This is a genomic window from Terriglobia bacterium (assembly GCA_020072815.1).
In the GTDB taxonomy this organism is placed as follows: domain Bacteria; phylum Acidobacteriota; class Terriglobia; order Terriglobales; family Acidobacteriaceae; genus Angelobacter.
Window position 1 is genome coordinate 1 of sequence record JAIQGE010000016.1, and the last position, 14,312, is coordinate 14,312.

12 protein-coding genes and 1 rRNA gene are annotated in these 14,312 nt (G+C 59.7%); 3 read left to right on the plus strand and 10 right to left on the minus strand.

Annotation, left to right across the window (positions count from 1 at the left end):
• From LAO20_18220 to LAO20_18245, 6 genes are all read right to left on the minus strand, one after another.
• Positions 1 to 132: ribosomal RNA gene (locus LAO20_18220) — 16S ribosomal RNA — on the minus strand; the annotation flags it as partial.
• A gap of 902 nt (positions 133 to 1,034) precedes the next feature.
• The gene (locus tag LAO20_18225) at positions 1,035 to 1,697 is read right to left on the minus strand and encodes a Fic family protein (protein MBZ5533369.1); all 663 of its coding nucleotides are present in this window, start codon (positions 1,695 to 1,697) and stop codon (positions 1,035 to 1,037) included.
• A 2-nt stretch (positions 1,698 to 1,699) separates the two neighbouring features.
• Positions 1,700 to 1,873: a hypothetical protein gene (locus LAO20_18230; protein MBZ5533370.1), complete on the minus strand. Its 174-nt coding sequence runs from the start codon at positions 1,871 to 1,873 to the stop codon at positions 1,700 to 1,702.
• A 72-nt stretch (positions 1,874 to 1,945) separates the two neighbouring features.
• Positions 1,946 to 2,461 carry a hypothetical protein gene (locus LAO20_18235; protein MBZ5533371.1) on the minus strand — a complete coding sequence of 172 codons (516 nt, stop codon included), beginning with the start codon at positions 2,459 to 2,461 and terminating at the stop codon, positions 1,946 to 1,948.
• 633 nt (positions 2,462 to 3,094) lie between these two features.
• Positions 3,095 to 3,328, minus strand: coding sequence for a hypothetical protein (locus LAO20_18240; GenBank protein MBZ5533372.1), 234 nt, complete (start codon positions 3,326 to 3,328; stop codon positions 3,095 to 3,097).
• 219 nt (positions 3,329 to 3,547) lie between these two features.
• On the minus strand, positions 3,548 to 4,735 hold the full coding sequence (locus LAO20_18245) for a hypothetical protein (protein ID MBZ5533373.1): 1,188 nt from the start codon (positions 4,733 to 4,735) through the stop codon (positions 3,548 to 3,550).
• 47 nt (positions 4,736 to 4,782) lie between these two features.
• Here LAO20_18245 and LAO20_18250 point away from each other — a divergent pair, with 47 nt between their 5' ends.
• From LAO20_18250 to LAO20_18260, 3 genes are all read left to right on the plus strand, one after another.
• Positions 4,783 to 5,718 (plus strand): sigma-70 family RNA polymerase sigma factor, encoded by a 936-nt coding sequence (locus LAO20_18250; GenBank protein MBZ5533374.1) that lies wholly within the window; start codon positions 4,783 to 4,785, stop codon positions 5,716 to 5,718.
• Between the two features lie 2 nt (positions 5,719 to 5,720).
• Positions 5,721 to 7,217 carry a zf-HC2 domain-containing protein gene (locus tag LAO20_18255; protein ID MBZ5533375.1) on the plus strand — a complete coding sequence of 499 codons (1,497 nt, stop codon included), beginning with the start codon at positions 5,721 to 5,723 and terminating at the stop codon, positions 7,215 to 7,217.
• 116 nt (positions 7,218 to 7,333) lie between these two features.
• Positions 7,334 to 7,492, plus strand: a complete 159-nt coding sequence (locus LAO20_18260; protein MBZ5533376.1) for a hypothetical protein — start codon at positions 7,334 to 7,336, stop codon at positions 7,490 to 7,492.
• A gap of 286 nt (positions 7,493 to 7,778) precedes the next feature.
• Here the strand turns inward: LAO20_18260 and pyrH are convergent, their stop codons facing one another.
• The 4 genes from pyrH to LAO20_18280 form a co-directional block, all read right to left on the minus strand.
• A complete protein-coding gene (gene pyrH / locus LAO20_18265; protein MBZ5533377.1) occupies positions 7,779 to 8,489 on the minus strand; it encodes a UMP kinase in 711 nt (236 codons plus the stop codon).
• A 253-nt stretch (positions 8,490 to 8,742) separates the two neighbouring features.
• A complete protein-coding gene (locus tag LAO20_18270; GenBank protein MBZ5533378.1) occupies positions 8,743 to 11,277 on the minus strand; it encodes an ABC transporter permease in 2,535 nt (844 codons plus the stop codon).
• 18 nt (positions 11,278 to 11,295) lie between these two features.
• On the minus strand, positions 11,296 to 13,593 hold the full coding sequence (locus tag LAO20_18275; GenBank protein MBZ5533379.1) for an ABC transporter permease: 2,298 nt from the start codon (positions 13,591 to 13,593) through the stop codon (positions 11,296 to 11,298).
• 331 nt (positions 13,594 to 13,924) lie between these two features.
• A complete protein-coding gene (locus LAO20_18280) occupies positions 13,925 to 14,251 on the minus strand; it encodes a PadR family transcriptional regulator (GenBank protein MBZ5533380.1) in 327 nt (108 codons plus the stop codon).
• Positions 14,252 to 14,312: the final 61 nt, after the last annotated feature.

Sequence of the window (14,312 nt, forward strand, 5' to 3'; positions counted from 1 at the left end):
AGGGTAGGTTAGTCACGTGTTACTCACCCGGTCGCCACTTTACTCATGGATTGCTCCACTTTCTCGTTCGACTTGCATGTGTTAGGCACGCCGCCAGCGTTGATTCTGAGCCAGGATCAAACTCTCGTTTGAAACCTGAAAGTTCCCCGACGGGTCGCCTGCTCCTCCGCCTGCGGTTGCCCGCGCGACAGATGAGCCAGCAATCACAGGGAACCGCCATCCCGGCTAATAAGACGCAGCTTTGCTTTCGCAAACCAACGCCCGGAATTCACCGGATGGCATACTTACCTATTTTGTGAGATCACTCGGACTTGAATCCTCGTTTTATCTCACGACTGGCACGTTCAACCTTGTTGTCAAAGACCGATTACGAATTCCGCCTGAGCGGCTCGCTTTCGATTTCAGACCCTCCGACCCCGAAGGCCGGCTTGTCCTCGAAACTTGACGTCCCCCGTGTCCTAAGACACTAGAGACGAACCTTTCAAACTTACCGCGAATGATCGCGTTCTGTCAACGTGAAACTCAGGGGCGAATCTTTTTGTTAAATCGATCCAGCTCTTCCTGATTTCACGCATCAAGGGAGCTTCCCCCGGGCGCGGCGATTTCTCGCTAGCTGCCAGGCGCTAGCGGCTAGCTAGCTTCTTTCGCAGCACTTGCACCCCGTCAGCCTTGCTCGCGGAAAAACACGCGCGCAGGCACGGGGGCGTATCAAATGTCCAAAGATCGCTTGAGGTTTTTTTAGAACCCTTCAGGAACCACTGTTCCCGAATGCTGCCCGCAGGACCTGCCTTGGGGCAAATTGTGGCTTACTTATTCGATGACCGGCAAAAGAGTCTTGATTCTTATTCTTTGTCGGGTCCCCGGCTGCGTCGGCTGGTTCCTGCATCCGGTGCCACTCACTTATCTTCGTCTTCTTTTATAGCAGACCTGGGTCGGATTACGCAAGGGGCGACCTCTTAATTCTGCGAAAAGGACATGCACCAGTGAGAAAGTGGGTTCTGCCTTGTGTCGCAGCGTGCTGAATCGGTGGAATGTCACATGCTCCCGCCCGTCGCTTTGTGATAAACCTCCACCAATTGCTTGGCCAGCAGGCTTTCGACAAGTTTTTCCATTGCGCTCAAGTCGGGCAGGCCGGTCTTCTTGAAGCCTTCATCTGCTGTTTCGAGGGCGCTGTAATAAGGCCCTTTGTCTTCGGCAATCAGCTCCGGAATTGTCTTGGTACCAGGGAGCCGGTAACCCAACGCTACGCAAAGAACTAGATACGAAGCTGCACGTGCCGTACGGCCGTTTCCATCAACAAAAGGATGAATCCAGTTCAGACGCCACAGGACGTACGCACAAAGGTGTACAGGAGATTTCTTGCGCCAGTTTTCGTTGACGTAGTCGCACATCTCCTCTACGAGACCCGGAACGAGATGCGCGCCAACAGGCTGATGTTTGCTGCCTGAGATTTCTATGCCGGCGGGCCGGAATGTTCCTGCCAGAGCAGTTATTCCTTCCAAAGCTACGCGCTGCAGTCCCAAAATTGCCGACAGTCTGAATTTGAAAGGCCTTTGAGGATCGTTCCAGTATTCAATCTGCTCCGCAACGGCATCAAATTGCTTGAGGCCGTTGCTGACTTCTCTCTTGGCCTTGAGGTCCGGATCGGTAATTAGTTCGGCATCCAGCGCTCGACTGTGCCGCTCTTCATCCGTCATTGCTATTTGTCATTGCTCAGACGATCAGCTTCCTGGTCCACTAGATCTCGCGTAATTCGGTCGTTCTCAATTTTCGTGTTGCCATAAGCAAAGCTGCGACGTTGCGCTTCCTTCTCTTCGGAGGTCAGGTCCGCGTTCTTCGCCGCAGCCAAAAGTTCTTTGAGTTCGTTGGACATGTGTACCTCCAAAAAGTGTTACCACTCTAGCATAAGATCTCCGGCCTTCTTTCGCTTTTATTTCTCAAAAAATCAATGCACCCTCGGCGCGGCTTCCAGACGCTGCTTCACCATTTTGAAAAACGCCCAGACGTTGTCGGCGTCGGCGGAGGTTTGTGTAAGGCGGCGGTGGATTTTCATGGAAGGAAAGATCTTGCTGCCCTGCACGGTCAGAGTCAGCGTGGCGAATTGCTTGCCAGGATAGGTCTCGATGCTCCACTCGCCGCCGAAGCGCCGGCGGACCACTTCTCCCAGGTAGCAGCCCCAGGTTTTGCAAATTTCGGTGAGGACGTCACTGGAGGCAGAAGCGGAGGCGGAGCCAGCGGATGTGGCAGACCCGGATGAGGGAGCACCAGTCGACGAAGTAGCACCGGCGGGCGCAGGAGACCCAGGCAAAGGCAAGTTCTGCGCTACGCGATCAAGAATGGTCTCCAGGTCCAGCAGCGAGTTCTCGGTGAAGTCGAGTTGGGCGTGGAGGTCGCGGGCCTGCTCCACGGCCTTCTGCGCATACGATTCGGCCATGGCCGCGACGGAGGGATGGTCGGACATAAGAGATAAGAGTGTAGCAGGGGAAGCATTCAGCAATCAGCAGTCAGCACTCAGTGAGCCCTGTCGATTTCGGTTTGCGTCGAAAACCTTTGAAACACGGAGGAACGGAGCAACCGGAGGAAGAAATTTAGCGCGAATGCACGCGAACAAACCCGAATGAGGCGGGGCGTTAGGTCAGGCGCGGGAAAAATGGTTTTGACTTCTTACGGGCCAGCGTCGTCCGCCAGACTTGGCGTTGCAACGCGGAAGAATGAGCCGGAGGAAACAAGCGCTTGGGATTAGCAAATCCCACTCATCCTCCGGTTCCTCCGTTCCTCCGCGCCTCAGGTATGTTGCCCTCGAAGTCTCAGGAGTTGATAGGGATCCCCTCGCTCCGGTCGGGATTACAGAAAGCAGCGTTCGGGATTTCAGAAAAAGCTCTGCTCCATCCCTCCGGTTCCTCAGTTCCTCCGTGTTTCAAAGGTGTTGCCCTCGAAGTCTTTGAGGCGATAGGGATCCCTCGCTCCGCTCGGGATTTCAGAAGAAACTGCGTTCGGGATAAAAAGCAAAGAGCCACCAAACACAGAAATGCCGGGCTGGTTGGCCCGGCTCGTTTCCGTTACTGCAAAATGATGCGGTTACATCACTAATTCGTTACATCACCAGCGCCAAGGTTTCCAATTCCTGATGCAAGGCCTCTACGTCCCAACCCGCGCTGTCAATCCTGCCGGCGGCGTCCAAGGCCGACTCCGGCGAAATTCCGTATCCGCGTCCGGAAAGAAACATTTTGAGCAGCTCCGCTGTCTGGAATGAATCCAAGCCACCTTGCAGAAGTTCATTGCGGAGCGCCGCCACCTCAGCTACCGAGAATTTTTCTCCCATCGTCATATCCGTCACCTCCGAATCCTTAACCTGCTCTTGCTACATTAGACACGTGATACGCCCGGTTTGTTGCAAAGAAAATCAAAAATACTTGAACAGAGGTAACGGGACGAAAGTAATTCCAGCGTCCTGAACAACTTCCCGGCAACGCGCCGCCCGCGGCTTACAAAGCTTTTACTCAGCCATGCATTTTGCTGACAAATCTTTGCCCCCGGTTAACACAACTCAGTTGGCCATTTTGCTGAGATGGAGATCAAAGACGTCTTTACTCAGCAAGCAAGTCAATTCGAAGGCGCGGAAGTGGTCGCCCACCAGCTCGCGCTGGCGATAGAGCCCAGGTTCGCTGTCCACGGTCTCATGCCGTGCCGCCCAGTCTTCGAGAAAATGCTGCGCGTCTTTCATGGTGGCCTCGCCGTGCTGGCCGGTGGCGGTCATGGACTCGGCCGCGTACGACTGCAGCAGCTTGGGCCAGTACTTGTTCAGCAGCGCGTGGCTGGCAAAAATGTCAGCCCACACGATGCGCCCTCTAACAGCTACTACGACGCCAACCGCGTTTTGGTTTCGCAGTTGTTTGATCACACTTTCATAAGACTTCTGCATGGGCTCGGTGATGTCTGCCAGCTGCTTCTGCACAACTTTGTTCTCGCGGGTCACGGCGTACGACGACGTGCCGGCAATCTCGGCCTGCGCCGCCTGGACTTCAACCGTTGACGTCATGGTTCGTGGCGCCGACCCGCTGCTGGCGCCCACACCTCCGCCGGCGGGCGTAGCAGGCTTAGCTGGGGCTATGCTCGCGTAGGTCCTGAGCCGGGCGCTGTTCACTTCCTCCCAGACCTTCCCCTGGTCTTTATCGGCCATGGCTTTGGCGCGCACGCTGGGTTGGGCCATGAGGAACCCGGACGCGCTGAACTTTGAAGAAGTTTCCGTCCAGCGGTGGGGCTCCACGCAGAAGACCGCCAAGTCCACGGGATCGCTTTCCGCGGGGACGATGCGGTCTTTTCCCACCACTCGATCCTGTTTGCCTCCGGTCACAATTTCACCGGCCAGCAGGATCAGCGGACGCTTGGAGTTGTTGACCAGCACCAGCCGGTTGACTTCAGCGCCGCCGGACGGCCGCTGCTCGTGGGACCGCCGAATCATGCGGGGATGGAGGTTCCCGGTCTCCGTGACGACCACGTCGCCGGAACGGATGCCTTCGTCCAGGGTGATGAAATCACTGGTGTCCCGGCCCTTGCTGGTGACGACCGGATAGATGGTGAGGTCGCCGTGGGTGATAGGTTCCAGTAGTTTAAGGTCACTGACTAGTTTCGAATCGCTGATGGTCGGATTGCCCGGCGTTCCGGCGGTGGCTGAGGCCCAAAACAGCATGGCTGTAAGGGCCAGGAAAGTTCCCGTAAAGACTAGCTTTTTCATAGAAACACCCTCCAGCTTGCGTATCCCCTTGTGGTGTCAAATTAAGAATGGAAAAAGGCAGCCATCTTGCGAGTAAAATTGAACCTATCGTCACCATGAGCACTGGGCCCAGGCCGGCAGAGACTGCAGAACAATCCACCCGTTATCTCTATGAGAAAAGCGGGGGGCAACGTTACGGTCTGACCCAGGAAGAATTTTGCGTGGTGCTGGAACAAGTGGCGCTGAAGTACATTCCATCCGCGCCGCAGCAGCAGCGGGTGCAGTTCTGGCAGGAACTCAAGCTGGAAGAGCTGGCGCTGGCGCGGGCCTGCGCCGCGGGCCGCGAGCCGGCCTGGGAAGTGTTTCTCACACGCTATCGGGAACGGCTGTACGACATTGCCCGGGGCATCACCAAAGAAGATTCCAGCGCGCGCGAATTGGCGGACTCCATTTACGGCGACCTCTTCGGCACGGCGGAAAAGGCCGGCCGCCGCGTATCCCGCCTGAGCTTTTACATGGGCCGGGGGTCGCTGGAAGGCTGGCTGCGCACCGTGGTGGCGCAGGAGTTCGTGAACCGCTATCGCAAGCAAAAGCGGCTGGTGAGTCTTGAAGAACGGGAGGAAGACGGGGTACAGTTTTCCGCAGCCGCTCCCGATCCCGTGGTTCCGGCGGATGCCCGCCTGGGAGGCGCCGTAGATGACGCCCTGGGCCAGCTTTCCCCGGAGGACCGGCTCGTCCTGGGGGCCTATTACCTGGACAGCCGGACCCTGACCGAGATCGGCCGGCTGATTGGGGTACACGAATCAACCATCAGCCGGCGCCTGGAAAAGCTGCTGAAAGGCCTGCGAAAACAGGTGCTTGCGGGGCTGGTGTCCAGAGGCATGAACCGCAGCCAGGCGGAAGAGGCGCTGGAAGCCGATGTGCGTTATTTACAGGTGGATGTGGGCAAAAAGCTGCAAGAAAACCGGGCGCAAGCGTTCCAAGAAGGTAAAGGTTCAGACTAGCAATGCCTGAGTTGTCCAATTTATTGAAAAACGGGCTGGCCAAGGCCAGTCAAGGGGCCGGCGTCCATCCGGATGCCGACCTGCTCACGGCTTATGCCGAACAGATTTTGACCTCCAGTGAGCGCAGCCAGGTGTTGGAACACCTGGCGGCCTGCCGCCAATGCCGTGACGTTGTTTGGCTGGCGCTGGAGCCCGTAGCGGAAGAAAAGGCGCCAGTATTGGTCGCGATGCCGCGCCGCCGCTGGTTCCTTACCCCGCAATTTGCGCTGGTGGCCGCCGTGGCAGCCATGGCCGTAGGCGTGGGAATCGTCATGCGTTTGCAGCCGTCGCAACCGGCAACGGTGCAAGAAGCCAAGGCGGTCCCTCCCGCGGCGATCAATTCCGGTTCCGCTGACTCATCGCCCGCGCAGCCGGGTTCTACAAGATCTGACTCATCGCAGCCTAGTCCCGCGGAAAGAGACGCCCGCACGAGTTCATCAGCCGCCGTTCCGCCGCCGAAAGGCATGCCAGGCTTCGCTGGAAACACGGCCAACAACCAGAAGGTTGCCGGTGCGCGGAGCTTGCAAGTGGAAGCCCGGAACGCCCCGCTGAAAGATACCGCGGGAAAGGCAGCGGCGTCAGCGACGGGTCCGGCTTCGTCAGCAAACCGGCCTGAGCCCAAGAAGAAAGATGCAGGCTCTGGCGGAGCGCAGCTGGCTTCCGCGGCGCCAGCCCGGCGAGATTACGTGAATCTGCAGATGTTCGCCTCCGATGCTTCGTATCAGGGAGCGTCCGGCGGCGAACTGCCGTCTGCGCCGGCGCCTTCGCCGGCGGCGAGCACCATCACTCAGGCCAGAGCATTGGCCGCCGGGCAACCCACCATTTTCGCGGACATCCCCAACAACGCGGTGAAACAAAGCCAGCGCGGAATGACCCTGTATCAGCCGCCGGCAGCGCACGAGTCTGCGGGACTGCTGGGCAAGATTGCGGACGTGGGCAAACACATGCGGGCGAAGAGACTAGGCCCGGCGATTCCGGCCGAGGCAATCAAGAGTTTTGCCATGGCCTCAGGCGCTCCTCCCACCGATCAGGCAGCAGAAGTTGCAGCGGCCCGAACGCCGGCGAAGCCGGAAAGCATGACGCTCAAAGAGTCATCGGCATTTAGTGCGAGCGGAATGCGCGGACGAAACAACGACCAGTGGAATGGCGGCTTGCGATGGAGCGTTGACCACGGCAAGCTTTATGACGAGGCAAAAGGCCACGCAGAGATGACCAGCGTGAGCGGCATGGAGTTTTCCATGGTCTGGCAGGGCGACGCTGAGGTCTGGGCTGGCGGCAGCCGCGCGACTCTCATCCATTCCAGCGATGGCGGCGCCACGTGGGAAAAGATTGCTCTCGGCGACTCAGCTACCGGCACGGTGGTTGGCATTGAGGTTTCCGGCGCCAACGTTGTGGTGAAGACTTCTTCCAACCAGACATGGACCAGCCACGACGGCGGCAAGAGCTGGGTGCTTCAGTAGCTGTCGCTTCGCTCCAAACCGCCGGCGCGCATGGCTCCTTATTACATCCTTCTGCTCCTCACACAGGCCGCTCGACGCGCGAGCCGGTCTCGCGGCCGATGTATAATTCGCGCTAGATGCTCCTCAAAATAGCCCTCTTAGTGTGGTTCGTGGCGTTCGCCGTGTCCCTGTTCGCCAAGGCGGAAGGCCGCGTGTGGATGATGCGTCTGTTTGCCGGCGGCTTCGGCCTGTTGCTGCTGTGGGCGCTGATTCAGGTGATGCGGCGGGTGATATAGGATGGTGCGCTTCTCACGACATGCCATCCCGAACCCCGTCGGCGAACCTTGGTGAGCCGGAGGAGCGTGAGGGACCTGCTCCGCTGGTTCTGGGTTCCGCAATATCGTTCCTGATTTGATTAGAAAAGATCGTCGCTTCGAATCAGCAGCAGCGGAGCAGGTTCCTCAGCCTCGCATAGAGATTACGTTAGAACACGAAACTTCGCGGCTCGGCTTCGGAATGGCACGTCGTGGATAAGAGACGTTTGATTCGCCCGGGGCGATTTCAGGACTGACGAAGGCTGAGTTACGCGGAAACCAGCGATCCCACCTTCTCGCCCAGCACCACGCGCTTGATATTTCCGTGGACATTCAAATTGAAGACCACAATCGGCAGGCTGTTTTCCTGGCAGAGGGAGATGGCGGTGGCGTCCATGACGCGCAGGCCGCGCTTGAGGACTTCAATATAGCTGATGGTCTCAATCATGGTGGCGGTGGTGACCACCTTGGGGTCGGCATCGTAAATACCGTCAACTTTGGTGGCCTTCATGATCACGTCAGCCTTGATCTCCATGGCGCGGAGGGACGCGGCGGTGTCGGTGGAGAAATAAGGATTGCCGGTGCCGCCGGCGAAGATGACCACGCGGCCTTTTTCCATATGGCGCAAAGCGCGGCGGCGGATAAACGGCTCGGCGATCTGGTGCATCTCCAGCGCGGACATCACGCGGGTATGCACGCCTTGTTTTTCCAGCGCGTCCTGCAGGGCCAGGGAGTTGATGACGGTGGCCAGCATGCCCATGTGGTCGGCGGAGACGCGGTCCATGTCGCGCGCCTGCTCGGCCACGCCGCGGAAGAAATTCCCGCCGCCGACAACCAGCGCGATCTCCACGCCGAGTTCGCGGACCTCTCTGATTTCTCCGGCGATGGCGTGAATGCGCTGGGTCTCAACGCCAAAACCTTTGTCCCCGGCCAGGGCCTCGCCGGAGAGCTTGAGAAGAATGCGCTTAAAAGCCAGCATACTGAGGATAAGTATAGCAGCGGAAAGAAGCAGTCAGCCGTCAGCACTCAGCTTTCAGCCGGGCAGCGATTGTCGAAAAACCCAAGCCCAAAACCTTTGCAACACGGAGGAACGGGGGTAGCGGAGGATTTGAGGCGTGCAATCCTCGCAATACCACTGAATCAATTTCCTCCGCTTACTCCTCTGTCCTCCGTGTCTCAAGGTTCTATTGTCATTGTGAATGCAGCTTCAAGGCTGAGTGCTGAGTGCTTCTTCATTCACACCTTAACGCCACCATGGGATCAACTTTGAGTGCGCGGCGAGCGGGAATCAGGGCGGCGAGGCCGCCGGTGACGGCCAGCAGAACAAGGGCCCCCAGGTAGCTGAGAGGATCAAGGTTGCTTACGCCATAGAGTTCGCTGCGCAGGACCAGCGACAAGCCCGCGGCCAGCAAGGCGCCCAAAGCTGCTGCCAAGCCCAGCGGCCGCATCCAGCCAGCCAGCAAGGCGCCGATGAGGCTGGCCGGCGTTGCGCCCAGGGCCACACGGATGCCGATTTCGCGCGTGCGCTGGATTACGTTGTAAGACACGACACCGTACAATCCGACAACCGCCAGCACCAGGGCCAAAGCGCCCATAAACGAAATGATGCCGGCCATTTTCTGCGTGTCGCCCAGCTTTTCCCGGAAGGCCGCGGTCAAGGGCACAACGTCAGGGCTGAGCAGGGGATCAGCGGAGCGTGCCAGGTCCGCGAGCACGCCCGACATCTGCTCCGGCGGCGACGAAGTTCTCACCACCAGCACGCTGTAACCAAGACTATTGCTGCGCAACGGGAAATACGCTTCAGCGGCATTGCTGTCGCGCAGGGCCAAGGTGCGGGCATTGCGCGCCACGCCGATCACCGGCATCTTTTTCCCGGCGTACTCGCACTCCTGGCGCAAGGGATCCTTGCCTGGCCAGCGCTTTTGCGCGTAAGACTGGCTGACGATGGCCACGTCCTGATCGCTCTCCTGAAAACTGCGGCCGGCCAGCAGCGGGATGGAAAGCGACGCAAAGTAACCGGGAGTTATTTCGTACATATACACGCGGAAGGTGACCGGGCCGCGGACGGTCCCCGAGGTCTGCCGGTTTCCCAGCGGAGGGTTGTTGACCAGCGCGACGGCTTGCACTCCCGGGACCTGGGCCAGACGAGCGCGCATGTCATAGAAATATGCGCCGGCTCTTTCCTGGGTGTACGCGTGGGCGTCAAGGTGCGGGTTAATGGTGAGCGTATGGGTGTAGTCGAATCCTGGATCAACCGTCACGGCGCGATGAAGAGCGCGCAGCAACAGCCCGGCTACAATCAGCAGGACGCAACTGGCGGCAAACTGGGACGTCATGAAGATGGTCCGGACGCGAGAAGGCCGCTGCGAAGAGCGCAGAGCCTGCCGGGCCGAAGGCAAACCAAACAACACGCAGGCGAGAACGCCGACCCCAAGAGCAAACAGGGTGGTGCGCCAGTCGGGCGCCAAGGGTAAGACGCCGGGGCCACCCAGCCAAATCACCAGCGGCCGGGAGACCAGCCAACTCAGGAACAAACCGGCGGCAGCGCCGAGCAGAGCAAGCAAGAGGCTTTCCGTCATTAGCTGGCGGAGTATGCGGCCGCGACCAGCGCCCAAGGACAGGCGGATGAAGATTTCCCGCTCGCGCGCCATGACCCGGCTCAACACCAGGTTGCCCAGGTTGCCGCAAGCCGCAGCCAGCACCAACAGGACCAGGGCCGCGAAGATGCCGAAGATCGGCAGCATGCCGGCGTCGGCAGGATCCAGATGTACGGCATAACCGCCGGGCGCGGCCACAAGGCGTTCACCTTCCTGCAGGTCGCTGGGATGTTGCCGCACCAGTTCCTCGGCGAGAGGCTGCAATGAGGCTTCCGCCGCCTTAAAGCTGATGCCCGGCTTGACCCGGCCCCACATATGAACACCGGAGTTATTCGCGTCAAAGCTGGTGAGCATCTTACTTTCGGGAACGAAATACGGGATCTTATCGAGCAGAAGCCACACTGCGTCCATTTCACCGTGCTCGGGGTCGAGTCCCACGAAATCAAACGACGTGACGCCGATCACCGTGGCCGGATGCTGGTTGAGGCGGATGGTCCTGCCGATGACCGACGGATCGCCGCCGAACTGGCCCTGCCAAAAACGGTAGCCGAGCACAACAACCGGGGGCGCATCCGGCGCCTCATCACTCTTTGGGTCGAAGAGGCGGCCGTAGGAGGCGGCGGCCCCCAATTCAGTGAAGTAATTTCCCGTGACCAACCCGGCATGAATGTTCTGGCTGGTGGTCTGGGCAAAGGTCATGTTGCTGCTGCTCTGGGCCACCATGGCGGAGAGAGCCGTGCTGTGTTCCCCGTAAAAGACCGCCGCCGGATAAGCCACCTCGGTGGACGATCCCTGGAGAAAGCGCGTGGTCAACCGCATGATGGATTGAGGATCGCGCACCGGCAGCGGCTTGAAGAACATCACATCCACGATATTGAAGGCCGTAACGTTCACGCCGATGCCCAGGGCCAGCACGGTGATCGCGGTAAACGCCAGTCCGGGCGACTTGCGCAGCAGGCGGGCGCCGAAACGCAGGTCCTGGAAGAGGCGGTCCAGCCAGCTCCAACCCCAGGCATCGCGGGATTGCTCGGCGAGGAGCGTGGGATTACCGAAGGCGTTGCGGTTTTCCGCACCCAGCATCTCGCGATGGGCGGCAATGTCGTGCTGGAGCTCGCGTTCCAGCTTATTGCGATTGAGCAGGTAATAAATGCGGCGGAAGAATTCGCGCATTGATGTTTCTCCAAGACCTTACTCGGCCCGCAAGGCGATCAGCGGGTTCACGCGCGTCACGCGGCGCGCAGGCAGGTAACTGGCCACCAGAGCCACCGCCAGCAGCACCAGCGCCACGCCAACAAACGTGACCGGGTCGGTGGGCGGCGTGTGGAACAGCAGTGTGCTCATCACGCGCGACGCCAGCAGAGCGCCCACGATGCCCGCACCCAGGCCGAGCAGAATGACGCGCATGCTTTGCTTGACCACCATGGCCAGGACTTCGCCGCGCTGCGCGCCCAGCGCCAGGCGGATGCCGATTTCGCGCGTGCGCTGGCTGACCAGCAGAGCCGTAACGCCGCTCAGACCGGTGGCGGCGATGATCAGCGCCAGGGCGGCGAAGAGCGCCAGCAAAACGCTGGTGAGCCGCGTCGCCGCCAGGCTGTCACCGCGGAGTTCGTCCAGGGTCTTCACGTCACGGATGGGTTGATCAGGGTCCACGGAGAAAACCGCTTGCCGAAGCTGATTGGCGTAATTCATGGGATCGCCGGCGGTCTTGACCAGGATGGTGGAAGCCATGGATTGCTGGGCCAGGGGCAGGTAGGCGGTGTCCACGGGGTCTTTATCGAGACCGTACTGCTTCACGTCACCGACTACGCCCACGATGGTGGTCCACTTTTTGCCGCTGCTATCGCCGGTGATGCGCTTGTTGATGGGATCTTCGCCGGGGAAATAGTGCCGGGCGAAAGAGCGGCTGACGATGGCGACCTCGGCGGACTTCTCAGTATCCTGGTCGGTAAAGTACCGGCCGCTGAGCAGAGGCACGCCCAGCAGCTTGAATGTCGCCGGGGTGGCGATTTCAACGTTGGTTTGCGGCTTGGCTTGCTTGTTGTCCACCGGACGGCCTTCAATCTCAAAGATGATATTGGAAGGGCGTCCGGGCGCGAGCGGAGCGCCGCTGCTGATGGCCGTGGCCAGAATGCCGGGAGACGCATTGAGTTTCTGTGTCAGCTGGGTAAAGAAGCGACGGTAGTCCTGGTCAGTTCCATATTTGCTGAAATTGAGCGAGATATTGGCGGTGAGCACGTGGTCGCCGTTGAATCCGGCGTCAGTCTGCTGCAGCTTGATGAAGCTGCGGATCATCAGACCGGCGCCGATGAGCAGCATGAAGCTGATGGCCACCTGTCCCATGGCCAGCAGGTTGCGCACACGGTTGCCGTCAACGCGCACGGTCGCGGAGTTGCTGCCTTCCTTGAGCGAGTTCACCAGGCTGGCGCGCTGCGAGAACGCAGGCGCGGCGCCAAACACGATCCCCGTCAGGAGCGAGAGGCCCAGGGTAAAGAGCAACACCGTTGTACTGATTCTGACTTCCGCAGCGCGCGTGGTGAAGCGGGCGACAAAGCTGACCAGCAGCGTTAGGCATTGCGATGCAAGAAATAGTCCCAGCAGTCCGCCACCGAGACTGAGTAGCGTGCTTTCGGTGAGTAACTGGCGGATGAGGCGCGAGCGGCTGGCGCCGAGCGCGGCGCGGACCGCGAGTTCCTGCTCGCGACGCATCATGCGCGCCAGCGCCAGGTTGGCGACGTTGGCGCAAGCGATCAGCAGAACCAGCCCAGAAGCCCCGAGCAGAATGAGAAGCTTGGGCCGGACGTCCTGCGTGAGCTGCGCGTGCAGGCTGTCCATGGAGGCGGAGAAGCCGGCGTCTTTAGGGTAGCTGTCAGGAAAGGCCTGGGGAAAGCGCGCAGCGATGGTGGACACGTCGGTGATGCCGGACTGGACGGTCTCCCCGGGCTTGAGCCGGGCGAAGACGCGCATCATGTGATGGCTGCGCCCGGTCTTCATGTCATTGGACGAGCGGGCCGGACACGCGATGGTGGTCATGTACACGTCATTTTCGCGCGGGTATTGCGGCACCGGAGGCAGCACGCCAATCACGGTGTGCACGCGGTCATTCATACGGAAGCGGCGGCCGACGATGTTGGGGTCGCCACCGTAGTGCTGCCGCCAGTATTCGTTGCTCAGGACCAGGACCGCTTCGGCGCCGGGCACATCGTCAGAGTCAGCAAAGAAACGGCCCATGAACGGGCGGATGCCCAAAAGATCAAAGAAATGCGCGGAGACAACACCCGTGCGGACCTCCGAGGGCTCGTGGCCGTCCAGCAGGATGAAGCTCATCTGGTGATATTCCTCCAGCTGGGCGAGGGAGCGCGATTGCTGGCGGTAGTCGGCGATTTCCTTGACGGAAAACCCGACGTTGTTGGCGCCAACTTTGGGGAACACCTGGCGCAATACCACCAATTGTTGGCCTTGCGCGTACGGCAGCGGCTTGAGGAGCACGCCGTACACCATGCTGAACAGCGCGGTGTTGCGCCAATGCCCAGACCAAGAGCGAGAATCGCCACCAGGGTGAAAGCGGGATTCTTCTTCAGGATGCGGAAGGCATAGCGGGCGTCCTGGAGGAGGCGCTCCAACCATCCCCAACCCCAGGCTTCGCGCGATTGCTCGGCCAGCAGCGTGGGGTTACCGAAGTCTTTGCGGTGCTCCGCGCCCAGCATCTCGCGATGGACGGCGATGTCCTGCTGGAGGTCATGCTCCAGCTTGCTGCGGTTCAGCAGAAAATAAATGCGGCGGAAGAATTCACCCATAAGACCTCCTCAATGAAAACCAATCAGGCCTTGGAGAGCACGGCCTGAATACCTTGCAGCACACGGTCAAAGTCCGTCATTTCGGATTGCAGTTGTTTGCGTCCGGCGGCCGTGAGCTTGTAAAAACGCACTTTGCGGTTGGTCTCAGAGACGCCCCACTCGGCCTGCACCCAGCCTTTGATCAACATGCGCTGGAGCGCGGGATAGAGAGAGCCTTCTTCCACCTGAAGCAGGTCATTGGAAAGCGTGTGGATGCGCTGGGCGATGGCGTAGCCATGCAGCGCGCCAGGCTGGAGCACGCGCAGCACCAGCATGCCTAAGGTTCCGGGGATCATTTCATTCTTAGCCATAGTTTACCAAGACCTAGATTGTCTATGCCTGTATGAGACTTGGCAAGACAAATTTTGTGAG

Coding starts and splice junctions, on each gene's coding strand:
- LAO20_18245 (MBZ5533373.1), bottom strand. CDS start 4,735: ATGAAAAAGCTAGTCTTTACGGGAACTTTCCTGGCCCTTACAGCCATG.
- LAO20_18270 (MBZ5533378.1), bottom strand. CDS start 11,277: ATGCGCGAATTCTTCCGCCGCATTTATTACCTGCTCAATCGCAATAAG.
- pyrH (MBZ5533377.1), bottom strand. CDS start 8,489: ATGCTGGCTTTTAAGCGCATTCTTCTCAAGCTCTCCGGCGAGGCCCTG.
- LAO20_18280 (MBZ5533380.1), bottom strand. CDS start 14,251: ATGGCTAAGAATGAAATGATCCCCGGAACCTTAGGCATGCTGGTGCTG.
- LAO20_18250 (MBZ5533374.1), top strand. CDS start 4,783: ATGGAAAAAGGCAGCCATCTTGCGAGTAAAATTGAACCTATCGTCACC.
- LAO20_18255 (MBZ5533375.1), top strand. CDS start 5,721: ATGCCTGAGTTGTCCAATTTATTGAAAAACGGGCTGGCCAAGGCCAGT.
- LAO20_18230 (MBZ5533370.1), bottom strand. CDS start 1,873: ATGTCCAACGAACTCAAAGAACTTTTGGCTGCGGCGAAGAACGCGGAC.
- LAO20_18240 (MBZ5533372.1), bottom strand. CDS start 3,328: ATGACGATGGGAGAAAAATTCTCGGTAGCTGAGGTGGCGGCGCTCCGC.
- LAO20_18235 (MBZ5533371.1), bottom strand. CDS start 2,461: ATGTCCGACCATCCCTCCGTCGCGGCCATGGCCGAATCGTATGCGCAG.
- LAO20_18225 (MBZ5533369.1), bottom strand. CDS start 1,697: ATGACGGATGAAGAGCGGCACAGTCGAGCGCTGGATGCCGAACTAATT.
- LAO20_18260 (MBZ5533376.1), top strand. CDS start 7,334: ATGCTCCTCAAAATAGCCCTCTTAGTGTGGTTCGTGGCGTTCGCCGTG.